This is a genomic window from Spirochaetales bacterium (assembly GCA_016930085.1).
Lineage (GTDB): Bacteria > Spirochaetota > Spirochaetia > SZUA-6 > JAFGRV01 > JAFGHO01.
On sequence record JAFGHO010000056.1, the window covers coordinates 46,563 to 65,723 of the forward strand.

At 48.7% G+C, this 19,161-nt stretch carries 16 protein-coding genes; 7 read left to right on the forward strand and 9 right to left on the reverse strand.

The window, feature by feature from the left end:
- Positions 1 to 87: 87 nt before the first annotated feature.
- Together JW881_09155 and JW881_09160 are read left to right on the forward strand one after the other, a co-directional pair.
- Positions 88 to 2,445, forward strand: a complete 2,358-nt coding sequence (locus tag JW881_09155) for a hypothetical protein (protein ID MBN1697668.1) — start codon at positions 88 to 90, stop codon at positions 2,443 to 2,445.
- Between the two features lie 58 nt (positions 2,446 to 2,503).
- Positions 2,504 to 4,738, forward strand: a complete 2,235-nt coding sequence (locus JW881_09160) for an amino acid permease (protein ID MBN1697669.1) — start codon at positions 2,504 to 2,506, stop codon at positions 4,736 to 4,738.
- Between the two features lie 29 nt (positions 4,739 to 4,767).
- Here the strand turns inward: JW881_09160 and JW881_09165 are convergent, their stop codons facing one another.
- Entirely contained in the window at positions 4,768 to 5,565 is a 798-nt protein-coding gene (locus tag JW881_09165) for a DUF72 domain-containing protein (GenBank protein MBN1697670.1), read from the reverse strand.
- 405 nt (positions 5,566 to 5,970) lie between these two features.
- Between JW881_09165 and JW881_09170 the strand changes: the two genes are divergently transcribed.
- Positions 5,971 to 7,485, forward strand: coding sequence for a hypothetical protein (locus JW881_09170; GenBank protein ID MBN1697671.1), 1,515 nt, complete (start codon positions 5,971 to 5,973; stop codon positions 7,483 to 7,485).
- Here the strand turns inward: JW881_09170 and pyk are convergent.
- Positions 7,482 to 8,912, reverse strand: coding sequence for a pyruvate kinase (gene pyk, locus JW881_09175; GenBank protein MBN1697672.1), 1,431 nt, complete (start codon positions 8,910 to 8,912; stop codon positions 7,482 to 7,484). The genes JW881_09170 and pyk overlap by 4 nt on opposite strands.
- A gap of 270 nt (positions 8,913 to 9,182) precedes the next feature.
- On the opposite strand from pyk, the gene JW881_09180 reads away from it, so the two are divergent.
- Genes JW881_09180 through JW881_09195 form a run of 4 tightly spaced genes read left to right on the forward strand, consistent with a single transcriptional unit; the run spans position 9,183 to position 13,476 of the window.
- Positions 9,183 to 10,358, forward strand: coding sequence for a hypothetical protein (locus JW881_09180; protein MBN1697673.1), 1,176 nt, complete (start codon positions 9,183 to 9,185; stop codon positions 10,356 to 10,358).
- A gap of 17 nt (positions 10,359 to 10,375) precedes the next feature.
- On the forward strand, positions 10,376 to 11,890 hold the full coding sequence (locus JW881_09185) for a ComEC/Rec2 family competence protein (GenBank protein ID MBN1697674.1): 1,515 nt from the start codon (positions 10,376 to 10,378) through the stop codon (positions 11,888 to 11,890).
- Positions 11,887 to 12,762 carry a ribosomal RNA small subunit methyltransferase A gene (gene rsmA / locus JW881_09190; GenBank protein ID MBN1697675.1) on the forward strand — a complete coding sequence of 292 codons (876 nt, stop codon included), beginning with the start codon at positions 11,887 to 11,889 and terminating at the stop codon, positions 12,760 to 12,762. Before JW881_09185 ends, rsmA begins: the two co-directional genes overlap by 4 nt.
- A gap of 30 nt (positions 12,763 to 12,792) precedes the next feature.
- The gene (locus JW881_09195; GenBank protein ID MBN1697676.1) at positions 12,793 to 13,476 is read left to right on the forward strand and encodes a hypothetical protein; all 684 of its coding nucleotides are present in this window, start codon (positions 12,793 to 12,795) and stop codon (positions 13,474 to 13,476) included.
- Between the two features lie 23 nt (positions 13,477 to 13,499).
- On the opposite strand, the gene JW881_09200 is transcribed toward JW881_09195, so the two are convergent.
- From JW881_09200 to JW881_09230, 7 genes are all read right to left on the reverse strand, one after another.
- A complete protein-coding gene (locus JW881_09200) occupies positions 13,500 to 14,375 on the reverse strand; it encodes a 4-hydroxy-tetrahydrodipicolinate synthase (GenBank protein MBN1697677.1) in 876 nt (291 codons plus the stop codon).
- A gap of 14 nt (positions 14,376 to 14,389) precedes the next feature.
- On the reverse strand, positions 14,390 to 15,130 hold the full coding sequence (gene dapB / locus JW881_09205) for a 4-hydroxy-tetrahydrodipicolinate reductase (GenBank protein ID MBN1697678.1): 741 nt from the start codon (positions 15,128 to 15,130) through the stop codon (positions 14,390 to 14,392).
- Between the two features lie 138 nt (positions 15,131 to 15,268).
- On the reverse strand, positions 15,269 to 16,255 hold the full coding sequence (gene pta, locus JW881_09210; GenBank protein MBN1697679.1) for a phosphate acetyltransferase: 987 nt from the start codon (positions 16,253 to 16,255) through the stop codon (positions 15,269 to 15,271).
- 212 nt (positions 16,256 to 16,467) lie between these two features.
- On the reverse strand, positions 16,468 to 16,758 hold the full coding sequence (locus tag JW881_09215; protein MBN1697680.1) for a late competence development ComFB family protein: 291 nt from the start codon (positions 16,756 to 16,758) through the stop codon (positions 16,468 to 16,470).
- A gap of 45 nt (positions 16,759 to 16,803) precedes the next feature.
- The gene (gene dnaB, locus JW881_09220) at positions 16,804 to 18,138 is read right to left on the reverse strand and encodes a replicative DNA helicase (protein MBN1697681.1); all 1,335 of its coding nucleotides are present in this window, start codon (positions 18,136 to 18,138) and stop codon (positions 16,804 to 16,806) included.
- Between the two features lie 7 nt (positions 18,139 to 18,145).
- On the reverse strand, positions 18,146 to 18,625 hold the full coding sequence (locus tag JW881_09225; protein ID MBN1697682.1) for a 50S ribosomal protein L9: 480 nt from the start codon (positions 18,623 to 18,625) through the stop codon (positions 18,146 to 18,148).
- Between the two features lie 69 nt (positions 18,626 to 18,694).
- Positions 18,695 to 19,066 carry a 30S ribosomal protein S18 gene (locus JW881_09230; GenBank protein MBN1697683.1) on the reverse strand — a complete coding sequence of 124 codons (372 nt, stop codon included), beginning with the start codon at positions 19,064 to 19,066 and terminating at the stop codon, positions 18,695 to 18,697.
- Positions 19,067 to 19,161: the final 95 nt, after the last annotated feature.

A 19,161-nucleotide genomic window follows, 5' to 3' on the forward strand; every position in this document is an offset into this window, starting at 1 on the left:
CAAGCAACCCTCTCTATCAATCATCGGTTTTTTGCTTGACCTGCCATAGTATTTCCGACTATGGTTGAGGCGGAAAGAGATATATCCATGCAGTACGGTTATTTCAGCGAAAAACAAAAGGAATATATTATCACCCGGCCGGACACCCCGACTCCATGGATGAATTATATTTCGAACGGCAGGGGCTATTGCGGAATCGTCAGCCAGACCGGGGGCGGTTTTTCCTTTTTCGGGGATCCGCGCGACCGTCGGATAACAAAATACCGTTTTAACGGGGTGCCTATAGACAGACCCGGCCGCTACATTTATATCAAAGACAACTCGACCGGCGATTACTGGTCCCCGACATGGCAGCCGGTCATGAAACATCCCGACCGCTATATATGCCGCCATGGCCTTGGGTATACCAGAATCGAATCGCGTTACGGGGATATCGCCCATTCGTTATGCTATTTTGTTCCCCCGGAACACTCACTTGAAATATGGCATCTCCGTATCGAAAACACCTCACACAACCCCATCGACCTCTCCGTCATCCCGTACTCGGAGTTCACCCTCTGGTGCGAACCCGAATCACGGAACATTCAGTGGTCGCTTCACCTGACACGCTGTTTTTTCGAAAACGGTCTCATCTTTTATCCCTTTATCGAACCTCATCCCGCCTTTGATGCGAAAAAAAAATCGGCCTACGATCCGCAACGGCCGGGATTCGCTTTTATGGGTATCGACGGCCGTGTGAACGATTACGATTGCAGCCGTGACGTTTTTATCGGAACATACCGGTCGGAAACAAATCCGGCCGGCGTCGAGGCGCCCTCGCTTTCGGGGTCTCTCCTTGAAGGGGGTATCGGGTGCGCGGCGCTCCGCACGGAGGTCTCACTCGAGCCGGGGGAAGGCAAAGAGGTAATCGTCATCCTCGGTTTCGCTGCAAACAAAGAAGAAGCGTATGCCTCAAGCCGATATTTCGGCGATCCGGGAAACGCGGAAAAGGCATTCTTTGATATGAACGGGGGGTGGCAATCCTATCTTTCCGGCTTCACGATCGCCTGTCCCGACAGCATGATCAACACGTTCACCAATGTTTTTCATCCGTATCAGTGTAAAACGACCTTCGACTGGTCCCGCTACATTTCCTACTATGAGAACGGCGAGGGACGGGGCATGGGTACCCGTGATTCATGCCAGGACGCCCTCGCACTCTGCGAACGAATCCCCGATGCGGTACGAAAACGAATTACGGAGATCATATCCGCCTGTCAGCTTGAAACCGGGGACTGTTATCACCAGTTTTTCCCTCTCGGACACCGGGCTGAATTAAAAAATTTTTCCGACGATCATCTCTGGCTCATCGTCACGGCCTATTATTACATCGCGGAAAGCGGCGACCTCGATTTCCTCCGGGAGAACATCCCCTACGCGGACAGTGACGTGAAGGCCCCCCTTTACGATCATCTGACCGCCGCCTTACAGGCGACCCAAAAACGTAAAGGACCTCACGGGCTTCCCCTTATTCTTGTCGCCGACTGGAACGACACCCTTCATCTCTGGATGGAATCCGAGGCACCCGAATCCGTTTTTACCGCTTTACTCTATATGTATGCCGCGGGCCTGCTCGCCTCGCTCGCCGAACGAATCGGGGAAACTTCGGATGCCGCGGCCATCCGTCAAAAGTCATCCGAAATGGCGGCGTTGATAAATGAGTCCTGCTGGGACGGCGGGTGGTACGTGCGGGGGTTCGGCGGGAAAAAAATCGGAACAAAAGAAAACAGGGCGGCAAGGATATTCCTCAACAGCCAGTCCTGGGCGGTCATTTCCGGTATCGCCCGGGGAGAACGCGCTTTCGCCTGTATGGACAGCGCGAGGAGTCACCTCAATTCCCCCGAAGGGCTTAAACTTATCTCACCGCCCTTCGACCGTTACGACCCCGATCACGGACTCATCTCCCGCTACGTGAAGGGAAGAAAGGAAAACGGAATATTCGCCCATGCGTGCGCCTGGGCCGTGATCGCGGAAACAATGCTCGGAAGGCCCGATTATGCCTTCGAGTACTACTCGGCGATACTTCCCGTCAAAAAAAACGACCGGGCGGATATTCTCAAAACGGAACCGTATGTTTTTTGCCAGACGATCTGCTCGGAAGACGGACTGAATACCGGCGAAGGGGCGAATTCCTGGCTTACCGGTACCGCTTCATGGATGTATATCGCGTTCACCCGCCATATCCTCGGCATACGACCGGGACTCGACGGGCTTACGATCTCGCCGTGCATCCCCGGCTCATGGGAAGGCTTTACCATGGAACGTATCTTTCGCGGCTGCCGGTATACGGTCGCGTGCAGGCGGGGAGGTCAAAACCGTCTTTTAGTCGACGGCAGGGAAAGGGAACGGTGGTTTGTGGAACCCTTGAATTCGGAAACATGTTCGATCGATATCGAAATTATGTGAAAAAGCCTTGCAAAACCATGAACTATTCCTGTATCCTCTCACTGAAACGGAGATATCGATGAAAAAATTCGGCACATTCCAGGGCGTCTTTGTTCCCTCATATGAAGCTATTTTAGGGGCGGTCATATTCCTTATCCTTCCCGGTCTCGTCGGCGGCATCGGACTCGTTCCCATGGCAATTATCGTCATTCTCGCAAACAGCGCGACACTCGCCACATCATTTTCCATTTCCGATTGTACGACGAACCTCGAAAATGTCGGTGCGGGCGGCATGTTCGCTATTTCGAGGCGTTCTCTCGGCAGGGCATTCGGGGGTTCCATCGGAATACAGCTTTTCATCGCGCAGGCTTCATGTATCGGATTTTATGTGCTCGCCTTTGCAAAAGCCCTCCAGCCGATACTGATCCAGTTGCCCCTTTTTTCGGACTATTTCGGGGGATATTCGGTTCTGTTTCAAAAACAGGTCATCGCGACCGCGGTCGCTGTCCTGGCTTTTGTTTTTGCCGTTGTGGGCGCTGATTTTATCGTCAAAATCCAGCTGCTCATTTTCATCGTTCTCTCCGCTTCGATACTGGCCATATTCTCCGCGCCGTTATCAAACATCACCATGAACGACACGCCCGTGTTCACCATGACGACCGAATTGACACGCCCGGGATGGATGCTGATTTTCTGGAGTTCATTCGTCACCTTTTTCCCGGCAGTCACGGGAATCGACGCGGGAGTGGGGATGAGCGGGAATCTGAGAAATCCGAGAAAATCACTCGGCAAGGGGACCTTTTTTGCCATCGGTATTACCTTTCTCGTTTATCTGGCCGTCACATTCATTTATTCGTTTATTAAAATGGACCTTCTCAATATTATCACGATTAGTCCCACGGAAAAGGAATACCCGAATATCGCGAGAATTTTCCAGGCCGCGCCCCTTATTTCCTGGATAATCTTCACCGGAATCGTCTTCGCGACACTTTCATCTGCGCTCTCGTACTTTATGACTGCCCCGCGTACGGCACAGGCACTCGCGAAAGACAGTATCCTCCCGAAATTTCTCTCTTTTCTAAGCAGGGATTTCACACGAAAAGGTCAGGAACCCCGCCTGGCAACGATCGCTGTCTTGTTCATTATCATGGGGGTTGTCTGGGCGGGTGACGAAGGGTTCGCTTCGACGATCGTCGGTATCTGTTTTCTCGTCGTCTACGGCTGGGTCAATCTCGCCGCTTTTCTTGAACGAATCAGCGGGAACCCGAGCTTCAGACCCACATCAAAAGGTCACTGGGCGATCTCCCTCTACGGTTTTCTCATCTGTATGGTCGTCATTTCCCTCTTTAATTTTGTCATCGGGTTTTGCGTGATTGCCTCACAGATAGTCATTTTTGTCCTTCTTTTGAAATTCAAAACACGCAACAGACTCGAAGGCGTTTGGTGGGGTCTTCTCTTCAGCGGCCTGAACTGGGGTTTCAAGCGGATGCGTATGATAATCCAGGGGACCAAGAACTGGCGGCCGATCGTCAATGTTTTTTGCATGGCGGATAAGGAGGAAGAATCCGAATCGACACTGGAAATGGGAAGAAGAATATCCGCCCTTCAGGGACTCACCATGGTCAATATATTGAAACCCAAAAAAGCGCCCGCCCCGCCCTACTTCATCCCCGAAGAAGCACAGATCATCGAAATTCCCGACGATGACTTCAACAATGCGATTCTTTCAATATTACAATCATCGGTCCCCGGCGGATTCAATACAAATACCGCCCTGCTTCCCCTCGATCCGAGGATAAACAATATCGCCGTTATCGAGGAAATCATCAACATGCAAAAAAATGTCCTTCTTTACAAGCACGGCATTATTCGCGATCCCGAAACAAGACGCATCGATATCTGGTGGAAAGGGGAAGAAAACGGCAATCTCATGGCCCTCCTCTCCTATATAATCAACAGAAGCGACAGGCGGGAGAAAAAATCCGAGAAATCCGTACGGCTTATCAGGAAGCTGTTCAAAGGTGAGGAAAAGGAAAAAGCGGAAGAGGATCTTACGCGGCTTCTCTATAACGCGCGGCTGAAAGGCTCGATCATGGTACTCGAAGAAGACGACAAACCGATTCACAAAAACATCGAGGAACACTCCGCCGATGCGCTGCTTATCATGATGGGTATGCCGGGCCAGCGGGGCAGCGGCCTCGCGAGGCTTTTTGCCCTGGACAGGCTTTTTTTCTCGCGGGAGCTTGAAAAATTCAAAAGCCTGCCGCCGCTTCTCTTTGTAAAAGCCCACAGCGTCATGGATCTTTTTGAATAACGGTGGTCTCTCCGCCGAAGGCCGTCTGTCTACAAAACCTTCATGCCGCCTTTTTCACCAAGCATTTCCTTGAGCATGCGCGCGTTTTGAACCGCCTGCCCTTTATAGTGATTGTTGAATGCGATAAGGATGATTTTTGCCGTCTCGATAATCTTTTCTATTCGTACGATCCATTCGGCAAGTTCACTTTCACGGTACAAATAGTCATACCTGCTCGTATTGGTTCCCTGCCACCAGTTGGCTTTATTCCGGCCGTGAAAACGTATGTAACCGATATCGGAAGTAACGATGTCTCCCGGTTTTATAAGCCGCGGCAGATCGGGTTCATCCACATTGACAAAACCGACATTGCGCGAGGCAAGCGTTTCGACAACAGACTCCCTTACCCATTCATCCGACCTGAACTCGATCACCGTGGGAAATCCGTCAAAGGCTTTTGTGATCGTATCGAGGCTCCTCCTGTTTTCATCCGTATAGTGAAAACTGTAGGGAAACTGAAAAAGGACGGCACCGAGTCTTCCGTGATCCATAAGGGGGTCGATACCCTTTTTGTACAGTCCGATTTGTTCTTCGAGGTGTTCATCGATCTCATGAGTAAGCGCTTTATGCGCCTTGATACTGAAGAGAAACCCGTCGCGGCTTTTTTTGATCATTTGTTCGAGCATCCCTGCTTCCGGCTGGCGGTAGTAGGAAAAATTGAGTTCGACGATCGAAAACTCCTCGGAGTAATAGGAAAGGAAATCCTTCTGATTCGTACCCGGCGGATAAACCGGCCCGATCCAGTCTTTGTAGGAATAGCCGCTTGTCCCGATATATATCTCTTTCACGTCTCCCCCTCATATCGCCGTTTTACAGAACACGGATGTCGCTCAAATAGTGTAGCGTCAAAGATCGATGTGTTCAAGAGAGACATCTTCTCCGATTGGTCGCTCAGCTATACCGCCGGCATACACCGGCGGGAAATCGGGCGGTGCGATACAGCCCGGAAGGAACAGTTACGCCGGCAAATCCCGTTAAAACCCACCCGTCGCCGCTTGACAATATCGGACTGATGTATAATATTGGTGACAGGTTATCGCTTTAGCGAGATAAAATACATCGGTCGCTCCTATCGAGGCGAAGGATTAAAAAAGAGAGGGTTGCCGCGTACGACCCCTTTTCCATGCGAGGAAATCCGGCGGAAGGACAGACGGCAGCGGATATAAAAAAAAAGAAACAACCGGGCAATGCACATGACGCCGCCTTTCAGATTACAGTCAATTACCCAGATAAACGCTTTCAGGCGTTATACGACGCCCGATTACTTTCCCGAGTCAATGCTTTCGTTCGCCCGATCCAATCCCCTCGTCATCCCCCCACTTCTGAATAAAATTCCTTTGAGCCTCGATGTGACGATTAAAACGGTCGAAAAGACACACGAAGCCCTTATCTCATCGATACCCCACTTTCTCGACGATGACCGCCCCTTCAGGCTGTTCGAACAACTGAGGGCGGAGTTCCTCGATGTGACGGACGAACTTCCGGAAAATTACGACGATCTTGTCACCCTTATATGCAAAACCGGAATCGCCCTGCTCGAGGGAATCAAACCGAAATCGGCGCACCGTTTTTCAGACACATGCGGCCGCATCAGGGAAAAAAGTGAAATAATCGGCAAACTCGAGCGCCGTACCCTGGCGATCGACCTTATGGGAGAAATCTTCCAGATTTTTCTATCGACATCGAATGACGAGGTCGGCCTTTTTTTGAAAAAGACGATCATCGCCTTGATTTCATACGACACGCAGACCTCGACATTCGAGGAAGAACTCTGGGAACGCATTGAAGCATACGAGGTGCCATGTATCGGGCTGATCCGGGAATTTATGCATCTTTATTGTAAAAAACTGTCCGTTCTTAAGAGCCTTTTCCTTCATCCTTCGGTAGTCACCTTTATCCAGCACTTCAAGGATAAAATAATCAAACAACGGCTTCCTGCCAATCTCAGAAGAAGCGTGATCGATCAGATGAATACCCTTTACCGCGACACGTCGATAAGCAAGGTAAAGAACAACATCAACAAGATAATCGGTCTTTACGAACATGTGGCCGCAGACGGTGAACTTCTTCGCGCAAAGGGAATTCTCCAGAACTTTCTCTTTCTGCTCGATAAATATGAAAATTTTTTCGAGGCCAATTTTTATTGTTCGCAGATAAATGTATTTCATTCTCTCATCCACACGTTCAAGAAAAAAAAACTGGACAGGAACGATATCGCGGAAAACAAAAAACTCACGTTGTATCCGTGCAAGGATTATCATGATTACTTGAAGGGATATTATTCACATGACTGTACCGTGGACGAAGACCTCGCGAAAGATCATCTGGCGAATCCGCGGTTTTTCAATATCAGGATATTTTACTCCGACGAGTGGGTGGGCAACATCTATGTGCTCGATTATTCTTGTGACAGGGAAATCGTTCTCATCGACAGAATCCAGATTAAAAAATCATTCACATTTATGCCCATCAGATTTTTTTCAACGTTTATGGAAAAATTCACCGGACTACTTCTTCCACACGGCAGCAGGATAAAGATTATCGCCCCCCACAATATCAGCAATTTCCCGCACATTTCAAACAGTTTCCGAAAATATTCGGAACAATGTGAAAAAATCGCGTTCAATTGCGACAAGACGGAAGAAGCTTTTGAAAGCTATGACGAGGAAATCTTCTATGTCCTTCATCCCCGCCCGGCGGACGCTTAACTTATTGTATGAAGTTTCATCACATTCGTTCCGCCGGCTATTCCGTGTGGAAGTCCCGCGGAAACAACGACAAGGTCTCCTTTCTCGACAAGACCCGCCCGTTTGAGTATTTCTTCATCTTTGGCGATCATATCCAGAAAGCTGGCATTGAGTTCCGTATGAAAAATGGTCTCGATTCCCCAGACCAATGAAAGCTGGTAATAGGTCTCCATAACCGGTGTCATCGCTATCACCTTTGCACGCGGACGAAACATGGAAATAAGCCTCGCCGTGGTACCGGACATGGTATTGGCAATGATGAGTTTCGCATCGAGTTCTTCAGCCGATGTACAGATTGATTCGGCAATGATGAGACTGGGATTAATCGAATAATCGAGTTTTTCCTCCCGCACCCACCCCCTGTCGAGCCAGAGATTTCGTTCGACATTATTCGCTATCTTCCGCATCATTGTAACCGCCTCCACAGGGTAACTCCCGACAGCGGTTTCCGCGGAAAGCATGATCGCATCCGATCCGTCATAGATCGCGTTTGCGACATCCGTTACTTCCGCCCGGGTCGGAATCGGATTCGAAATCATGCTTTCGAGCATCTGTGTCGCGATAATCACCGGCCGTGAACGCAGGTTGCAAAGCCTGACGATCATTTTCTGGTAGATGGGAATCATCGCGAGGTCACACTCGATTCCCAGATCTCCCCGGGCCACCATGACCGCATCCGAGGCGGGGATAATCGAGTCCATCTCGCGAAGCGCCGCGTCCCGTTCGAGTTTCGCAATCACCAGGGCCTTTCCTCCCAGTGCCATTATTTCCTTTCGAAGCCGTTCGATATTTTCTTTTTTCTGAACAAAGGAAAGCGCGACAAAATCGACCGAGTGTTCGATTCCGAAACGCAGGTCCTCGAGATCTTTCCCGGTCGGAATCTCGTTCGAGAGAACCTGGCCCGGAAAATTGACTCCCTTATGACTTTTCAACAAGCCGCCGTCAATGACCCTGCACAAAAGAGACGTTTCTTCCTTTTTTTCTATCCTCAGTTCGATATAACCGTCATCGAGAAGAATCATTTTTCCTTCACTGGAATCCTCGAGCAGATGATCGTAATTTACCGGTATGACATGTATATCGCCTGTCTTTCTATATTCTTTTCCGGGGACAAGCCGCACTTCAGTGTTCACGGCAAGCTCTATCCGGCCTTCGGGCAGATTCCCGACCCTTATCTTTGGTCCGCTTAAATCCTGAAGAATACCGATATTTTTACCCCTCTCTTCCCTTATACGTTTCAGGTGACCGATCACCTTCGCGTGGTCGTCGTATGTTCCATGGGAAAAATTAAGTCTGGCGACATTCATTCCCGCATCGATGAGTTTCTCGAGTACTTCCGGCCGGGATGATGCGGGACCGATGGTACAGATAATCTTTATTTTATTCATATTCACCATAGTGTAAGGTTATCCGAGAAATATCAAGAGTGTGTGAAAATATTTTTTCATATGCGTCTGTCCTGCATATCCTCATTTCCACACGACTCCTATATCCATATGCGCACCCGGCGTGACCTCCGTCCCCGGATTTTTATTCGTCCGGATTCGAGCAAATCATCGCACCAGCTACGATACTGAGAGCGCCGTCTTGAGGACTCCTGATATTTACAAAAAGCGGGCTATAGTATAGATTATCAGACGGGATTGAGTGCATTATTTATGAACAGGTTATATATTTTTATTTTCATCGTGCTTGCATTTCATACAACAGCCCAAACACCGGAAACCGGACTTACGGAGCTGCAGCGGGCATTCGGGTTTGCCCGGCCGGACGACAAATATGCTCTACTCCGGGAAGCGTCGGCCGGCGACATCGAATGGATGGGGCCGTTATTCCATGATGCGGTTACCTATGTCGTCGACAATGGCGATCTGCTTGAAACGATACCGGTCCTCAGGAAAATCGCCCTCCTTGCCGTCCGGTGCATCGATACGATTCAATACAAACCGGCAAAATATACGCTCTGGAAGCTTTTTCTCATTGACGAGACGAGACAGATGAGGGTGATCATTCTCGATACCATCTCTGACATTGCAAAAAGAGACGTGCAGCTGGTTCGGAATATGGCGGACTGGCTTGATCGGCGGAATAACGAAACGCTGGCGGGCAAAAAACCCGACCTCCATGTTATAAAAGCGATGCTGGAGGTTCTCGGCAACATGGGTGATCCGGCGGCATTCGGTGCCCTGCTTCGCACAATGAACGCAGGCTATATTGCACCGGTCGCAAAAACCGCCGAACGCGCGTTTTTCATGATACGGGGAGACACAACGCAAATGTATCTCGATTTCATACTGGAAGGATCGTTTCCTGAAAAAAAGGCCGCCCTCCTCATATCACGGAAAGACGAAAACTTGTCCGTACCGGCACAATGCAAAATCGCCGAGTTTTCCCTCGATGTTGCATTGCATTCCGTACAAAAGGATGCCGATGACGCATCGATCGCATCCGGGATCAGGAGAATTGCAGTGGAAGTGCTTGGTAAAGCCCGATGGTCGAGTGCCACGGGACTGGTTATCGAACATTTCAACAATCTGGTCGCCTCTTCAAACGGCCGCACACCCATGGAATCGGATCTCATCGATACCATCCGTGCACTCGGCAACATGAAAACCCACGAGGCGGCCAAACGGCTTACCCTCTACCTGGAATTCATCAATTCCCTGACGGAAAGCGGCAAGCCGTACGATCTGCAGATCGTTCTGGCTTTGATTGCCGGCCTGGCGAACCTTGGTGACAAGGTTGCGGCATCGGCCCTCCTTGCCGTCGGACACATGGATTACAGTCTGACAATCAAAAACGCCGCAAAGGACGCAATGAAAAAACTGGATTAGTTAAAAAATATGCACATATGATGATCCATAGAAATATTTCTTTTCTCATTGTATTTTCAGCTTGTCTGGTACTCACCCTCTATTCACTGCGCGCCGGAACGGCGGTGTTACCCTGTTTGATAATCGCGATATTGGCGGGGGGCGCGGGTATCAGTCTCTTTGGATTTCATCATCCCCCGGCTAAACGGGCGGGCTTTTTTCTGATCGCCGCTGCCCTCGGTTTTTTTTCAGGTTTTTTTCTTTCCTCGAGAATAGATGCCGAACGCGGTGCGGGGTACACCGGTATCCGGTTGTCACGTGTTCGTTATATTTCGGGGTATATCGAAAAAGACAGTGTCGCCCGGAAGGACGGCGGATATATCCATTATATCGGACTTGTTTCAGTGCGTTCCGCAGACATCATTGCCGATGCGCGCGGCGCGGTGATGCTTGTTTCCCCGTTCGGTAAAAAGCGTTATACCGGAGAAAAGATATCTGCAGCCACCACCCTTTCCGTATTCGACGGCAGCGACGAATCGGATATTCATTTTATCGCTTCCGCTCGTGAAGATAATATAAAAGCAGATGGCTTTACGTTTCCTGTATGGGAAATCCGTTATTCCATTATACGGATGCTTGAAGAGAGTATTGGCACCATGGGATACCCCGCATCTTCGCTTTTTGAAGCCCTCTTTCTCGGCGTCCGGGAACACTTACCGGATACTCTCCATGAGGGTTTCGAAAAGACGGGAACCCTCCATATACTCGCCCTCTCCGGTCTCCATGTCGGAATCATCTATCTTTTTATCACACTTCTGCTTTTTCCCCTCCCGTTTCATCGCGTTAAAATCATCGCAGGATTTTTTCTGGTCTGCTTCTACCTTTTTATTGTCGGTCCAAGACCTTCACTGTTGCGGGCGGGAATAATGCTCATCGTTTTCGGTACCGGGTATCTTGTCATGCGGGAACGGGAACCGCTCAATCTTCTCGCAATCGCTGCAGCCGTCATTCTCTTCATCGACCCGCTCGCCGCATTTTCACTCTCGTTCCAGCTTTCGTTTTCAGCCATGCTGGGCATCATCATCCTCGGAAGACCTTTGGCCCGATTCCTTGCGCCATGGCTTCCCCGTTTCATCGGGTTTCCGCTCGCGCTGTCGATCGGCGCACAAACGGCGACCGCGCCGATAATCATGGCAAGCTTCGGAATTATCTATCCGGCCGGTATCCTTGTCACGCTTCTTATCGTTCCCCTGGTTACCGTTTTTCTATGGACGGGCATCATCTTCATGATCCTTGTTCGCATTCCTGTTTCTTTTATAGGATGGACCGTGCAATACCTTCTCTCTTTTCTCTACCGGCTTATATTTTTGGTAAACGATTTTTTTTCGGCAATACCGGGTATATCCGTTCAATTGGAAAACTCTTTCATTGTCTTTTTTCTCTTGGTCTTGCTTATCTTTCTATGGCCCCTTTCCTCTATCGCGCGTATCATCGGAAAAAAGGATGCGGGATTCGAAATCAATGCGAAAGCGGCTGCGGGAGGAGTACGGTGAATGACAATTCGCCCTCTGAAATCCGCAACATCCTCAAGGAAAACAACCTTTCCCTCAAAAAGCGGTGGGGACAGAATTTTCTCGTTTCCGCAGAAATGAGAAAGAAGATTATACGGTATGTCAATCCTCAAAAAAACGAGGTTATCTGGGAAATCGGTCCCGGACTCGGCGCTTTGACCGGTCCCCTGCTTTCAGCAGGAGCGCGTGTGGTCGCTTTTGAGATCGATTTTGGCCTTGTCTCCTATCTGAAAACACGATTCGAACAATACCGGTCATTCACAATGGTCCGGGGAGATATCGTAAAAACATGGGGGGACGCACTCAATGCATACGGGATGCCGGCAAAAGTATTCGGAAATCTTCCTTATGCTTCTGCTTCAGCCATCATTCTTTCATTTATCACCAAAAACTTTTTACCCCCCAACCTCTATATTACCGTTCAAAAGGAGTCGGCCGATAGAATGTATGCGATGCCCGGTACCAGGGCGTATTCGTCCTTTTCAATCCTCTTCCGGTACTCATTTTCGATAAAAGAGCGCTTTCACCTGAAACCGTCCGCTTTTTATCCGGTACCGGAAGTGATGTCGACCTTTCTCCATGCGATCCCTTCCGAATACACCCTGACCCGTGAACAAAAAAACTTTTTTTTTGAGATTGTCCGATGTGCATTCCGGTCGCGGAGAAAGACACTGATCAACAATCTGATAAGGGAAAAAAACCTTCGGAATTTTTCAAAAGCGGAATTTGAAATCATTCTCGGAAAAGAAGGACTCGCGGCAGACACCCGGAGTGAATCATTATCCGTCGATGAGTTTATCCGGCTTGCACTCCGGCTTTATGATGAAAGGACGAGAACAGGCTCGGTTGAATGAAACCGGATTATGTGGTATAGTTTCAATTGTATGAAACATCCGGTTACCTTTCCTGCCATTATGATCGTCATGATCGGAGCAGCACCTCTTTCTCCTCTTTGTTCAGACGAATATTTTACGTACCGCGAGGTATCCGGTAAAGGGGAGGCGGAAATTGTCTGGACGAAACTTGAAAGAAACGACTCCTATATTGTCTATGAAAGAAATGACGGTTGGATAAAAAAAATGATCCTCGATCACGATACCTATGAAACGCAGGAACTCTCCTATATGACGGAAAAAAAAGATATCAAGGCCGTAAAAAAAGGGGATATCGTTTATCTCTCCGGCAGGCAGAATGGCAGGGAAATCCACAAGGAATACAAACTGTACGGTCTTCCCTGGATCGGTTCCGTTGAGATGAGCGGCCTTTCATTTATCAAAGACTCAAGCCGCGACTCGCTTTTTTTTTACAGAATTCTGGAAGAAAATCTCACGATGTATAAACTGGTGATGATTAAAAAAGGAAAAGAAGATATCACGATCAACGGAAAGACATATCACGCCCATCGCATTAAAATATATGCGGACGGATTGTTGTCTCTTTTTTATTCCGCGGATGCGTGGTACAGCGAAGACGGAGTGTATCTTCGATATAAAAGTACCGCCACACCGCCGGGTATACCAGCCACCCTTACCGAATTGATACAACATGAAATTATCGGTTCCGAATAATAAAGGCGTTCGTCTTTTTCTTGCTACAGCAGCGCTGCCTGCTTCATCACCGAAACGAGTTTTTCCTTATTCTCTTTTGCCATGGGGCAGAGCGGCAGACGATACACTTCCTTTATCATGCCTTTTAGCGCGCAGGCCGCTTTCACCGGAATAGGATTCGTTTCCAAAAACATTGCCTTGAAGAGGGGAAGGAGTTCGTAGTGCTTTTTCCGGGCCGTTTCAACATCGCCGTTCAGGGCGGCGTTGACAAAAGCCGAAATCCTGTCCGGAACGAGATTGCTGGTAACGGAAACGATACCGCGGCCTCCCAGGATGATAAGGGGAAACGTGAGATTATCATCGCCTGAAAGAACCACGAAGGAGTCCGGCTTTGCCGCGATCAGGTCCATCATTTGATTGAGATCGCCGCTTGCTTCTTTCACCCCGACGATATTCGGGTGTTGTGCCAGTTTGAGCATGGTGCGGTTTTCAATATTTTTTCCGGTTCTGCCTGGAATGTTATACACGATGATGGGCACATCGACATTATCCGCGATACTCATAAAGTGACGGTAAAAGCCTTCCTGGGTCGGTTTGTTGTAATAGGGGGCAACCTGAAGCGACGCATCGACCCCGCAATCCTTTGCCCTTTTGGTCAGGTTGATCGCTTCCCGGGTACAATTTGAACCTGTTCCCGCAATGACGGGAACCCTTTTATTGACGTGCTCGGTGACGATACGGATCACCTCGATATGTTCGTCGTGGTTCATGGTCGGGCTTTCTCCCGAGGTCCCCATAGGAAGAAGGCCGTGAACTCCATTTTCAATCTGGAAATCGACCAGCTTCTTGAGTGAAACGGCATCAATATCGCCGTTTTCCTCAAATGGTGTAATAAGTGCGGTAATCACTCCTTCAAACATAATAGGCCTCCGTTTTATTGAAGAATTTCGGAAATAAAATCGTCTATCGAATAAAAACCGGTCTTCTCTCCAAGCCATTCCGCAGCGATAACGGCACCCAATGCCAAACCGCTTCTGTTTCTGGCTGAATGAGAGAGTGATATCGTATCCGCAACCGAGTCTATCATGACCGTATGAATTCCCGGAACGTTCCCCCCCCGAAGCGATGCCATATGAAGTTCGTTCTCACCGATCGTTCTGTCGCATTTATCGGTGAGGATGGTATCCTTCCGCCCGCAATTGTCTAAAATCGCGCGTCCGATCGACAGTGCTGTCCCGGACGGCGAATCTTTTTTATACTTGTGATGGATTTCATATCCCATAATATCGTAATCCGGAAACGGATTAATTAAACGGGCCGCTTCGGCGACGAGTTTGAAAAAGATATGCGCGCCTATCGAAAAATTCGATCCGTACAGGTACCCGATTTCACTCTTTTTCACCCTCTCCCTCGCTTCATCCACCCTGTCATACCACCCGGTCGTACCGACAACGGCGGAAATGCCGAATTCGGTATAATGGGCAAGGTTGTCCAAAACAGAACCGGGAAAAGAAAATTCGATGGCAATATCCGCCCTGTCCGCGAGTTCTTTCGTAAGGACGGGACTGTCGCCGGTCAAAGGATCAACAGTACCGATAATTTCATGATTCCTGCCATGCAAAACGGCTTCCACTTCTTTTCCCATTCTGCCGTAGCCGACTATGATAACCTTCATGCCCCCATAATAAATGGAGATTAAAAAAGAAGCAAGGGGGTAAGCCGGACTTCTATACGGAAGTGACGATTGATAAAGGTGTTTACGGGAAATTCTCGAGTGTTCCTGCCGGTAGACCGGTAACTGCTGTCGGGGTTTTTACAACATGGTCAATACCGACACAATCACGATATCATTCACCGTGCAGCCGCGGGAAAGATCGCTTACCGGGTAAGAAAAACCCTGCAACAAGGGGCCGTAGGCTTGAAATCCGGCCAATCGTTGCACGAGTTTATAGCAGATATTGCCCGATTCGAGATTCGGAAACACGAGCACGTTCGCCTTTCCCCCGACCGGTGAACCCGGCGCCTTTACACCGGCGACCTCGGGAACAAGTGCGGCATCCGCCTGCAGTTCTCCGTCGACCGTGAGTCCCGGCGCCTTTTCCCTGATGATGGAAACGGCATTCCGTACCTTTGCCACCAGGGGATGCTGCGCACTCCCTTTTGTCGAATACGAGAGAAGCGCGATAACTGGTTCGGTTGAAAGATATTTTTTACATGATTCCGCCGCAGCCAGTGCGATTTCAGCAAGTTGCCGGGCATCGGGGTCCGGAATAGTACCGCAATCGGAAAAAATAAGCTGCCCGTTGCGGCCCCATGCCGAACCGGTCTTACTCATGACAAAACAGGAAGAGGCGACCTCGATACCCGGTGCTGTCTTGATGATTTTGAGGGATGCCCGAAGGACATCCGCCGTGGCGGAAGCCGCGCCCGCAACCATTGAATCCGCACAACCTTTTCTCACCATCATTGCCCCCCAATAAAGGGGATTCATGAGATTCCGGCGCGCGTCATCGACGGTTTCACCTTTGTGCTTTCGCAACGCGACATATTCATCGACATATTCATCGAAACGTTCCTTGTTGCCGGGAACTTCCATGTACATGCCGTCAAGCTCGATCCCCGCATCGCACGCTGCTTCCCGGATCTCGACCGCGTTGCCGATGAGAAAAATGGAACGCACCAACTCTTCTTCTTTCAATATCCCGGCCGCCTTGAGAATTCTTTGATCGGTACCCTCGGGGAAAACGATTGTTTTTGGTGATTGTTTTACCTTTGCTTTAATCGATGTAATGAATTCCATTTATCTTTCTCCGGCATTTATTTGCTATTCAATTGTATCTTGTTCAGAAATCGACACTATATTCAATCTACAAAATATTCCTTCCGCCGTGCTTCGGTCGACAGTGAGTGCGGAGAACCGTCGCGTCACATACACAATATACAGATCCCCGTTGCGTAAGTCCCCAGGCAATGTCCCGATTCACCACAATATGAACCGTTGCTCCCATTCTCTCATTCGTGAGACGGATTGTCTCCGATCTTCTTTATCGCTTCCGCGACGATTTTCTTGACTTCATTGCCGTATTCCGATCCTGCCGCAGATTCCGAATATAATTTCCCCAGGAGAGATACCCTGTAATAAGGTTTTGTCTTATTCAGGGCATAAGCCGCCATATCAAGAATACAATCCTGACATTTGCATATCTTTTCTTTCTCCTTGAGTTGTTTCTCGAGTTCATCCTGAACCAGGCGTTCCGCGGCATTGACCAGCAATTCGAAATTATAATCTTCCCGTATTCCCATAGTTCCCTTCCTCTTTTCTTTACTCTTTTTCCTTCTTTCTATCTATTATCGTATATCATGCGATAAATTTTCAAATTTTGTATACTTCGGAATGAAGACGAGTTTTATCGTTCCGACCGGACCGTTTCTCTGTTTCGCGATATCGATATCGGTTTGAACACCGTCCGCTTCGGCACTCTCGTCGCCCTTTCGCTCTCTATGTAGAAAAATCACGACATCGGCGTCCTGTTCGATCGAACCGGACTCCCTTATATCGGCAAGGGTCGGTTTTTTCCCCTCCGTTTCCCTGCGTACCTGGGAAAGGGCGACAACCGGCACCTTTAATTCCCTTGCGAGGGCTTTGAGTGATCTGCTGATTTCAGCGATCTGTTCGTGCCGCGGAATATCCCTGGATTCCGCCGTAATAAGCGTAATATAATCGATAAAAATGATTTTCACCTTCTCCATGGCGACCATCCTGCGGGCGAGCGCCCTGAGATCGAGAAGCTTGAGATTCGGCGTATCGTCGATATAAAGGGGAGCCTCATAAATACGTCCGGCGGCCTGAAGGAGGTTGTGAAAATCGGAGGGCCGTAATAATCCCGTCCTTATCTTTTTCGAATCGAGTCTGGCTTCGCTGCTTACCAGCCGCTGCATAAGGGCCATACTCGACATTTCGAGCGTAAAAAAACCGACGGGTATTTTTCTTTCCAGGGCGATATTGCCGGCCATTGAGAGGGCGAGGGCCGTTTTCCCGACAGAGGGACGCGCTCCTATCACGATAAACTCCGAATCCTGAAAACCGCTTGTCAGTTCATCGAGTTCCTTGAATCCCGTCGGTATGCCCGTATAATTTTCCTTGTTATGATAATGCTTTTCAATCGCACTGATTGTCTGATTGATAATATCCTTGGCAACCATATATGAACCGGAAAACTGTTTATCGGTGAGCTCGAATATCTTTTTTTCCGCTTCTTCGATGATTTCTCTCACCTCGAGGGATTCATCGTGACTCCTGGATATGATCTCGGAAGAAATCCTGCTTAATGTTCGTCTGAGACTGTTTTCCTGAACGATTCTGGCATAATATTCGATATTCGCGCTTGTCGGAACGGAAGAGGTCAGCCGGGAAATATAAGCAGCGCCGCCGCACGATTCGAGTTCTCCCTTTTTCTTTAAATCTTCGGTGAGGGTGATAAGATCGATCGCCTCACTCTTGCTGTCGAGTTCAATAATAGACTGGCATATTTTTTTATGAGCAGTTTTATAAAAATCTTCCGCGCGTACGAGGGGAATCACTTTTGAAATGGCATCCGGATCGAGTAATATTGCCCCTAACGTAGCTATTTCTGCCTCGTCATTATGCGGCGGAATTTTGTCTTTCAAACTGCTTTCGACCATTACCTGCTCATTCGGTTTGCGGTTTTTCTTCTTCCTTTTTCCCCTGCTTTTCAACCTTGATTTTCATGGTTGCGATTTTATTTTCGTAAAGTTTGATCCTGATGTCAAACTCCCCGATCATTCTGATACTGCTGTCGGGAATTTCGATCCTCTTTTTTTCAATATGATATCCGCGTTTTTCCAATTCCTCTGCGATCGTCGAATTATTTACCGAACCGAAAAGTTTGCCGCTTTCACCTGCCGTCATGATGAAAACGAGTTCTTCCGCTTCGAGTCGTTCCTTTAGCGATGAGGCATCTGTTCGTTTGGCTTCTTTCCGTTTTTCGATTGCCACCCTGTTTTGATCGAGAATTTTCAGATTTTGTTTCGTGTACGGCATCGCAAACTTTTTTGGAATGAGATAATTTCTCGCGTACCCGTTCGCTACCGTCTTTATATCACCCTCTTCTCCGAGATTGGGAATATCCTGTTTTAAAATAACTCTCATTTATACACCTCTCTTTTTCTGCTTGATAAAGGTTGTTTTATATACCACATATAGACGTATGTATACCGATTACCTGAACTTCTCGACAAACGGAAGCAGGGCCAGAATCCGAGCCCTTTTTATCGCACGAGCAAGCTGACGCTGATGTTTTGCACAGGTTCCGGTAATACGTCTCGGGATGATCTTTCCACGCTCGGTCGTAAAACGGCGCAGGGTATCTGCATCCTTATAATCGATCTTTGTAATCTTTGCACATACTTTGCAGATTTTCCGTTTAAAAAACACCTTCTGCTTCGATCTCCCTGACGATCTGTCGTACGGCCGGTCATCAGATTTGTCCTGATACGAATCTTTATGATGTCTTCTTCTGGGTTCTCTTTCTTCCTGATCGCTTCCCGTCTTTTTTTCAACATCCTGTTCGACTGCTTTTCCTCCGGCAATATTGTTATCCGTTTTGTTATCCGTTTTATTATCCGTTTTGTTATCCGTGTTGTTATCCGTGTTGTTATCCGTGTTGTTATCCGTGTTGTTATCCG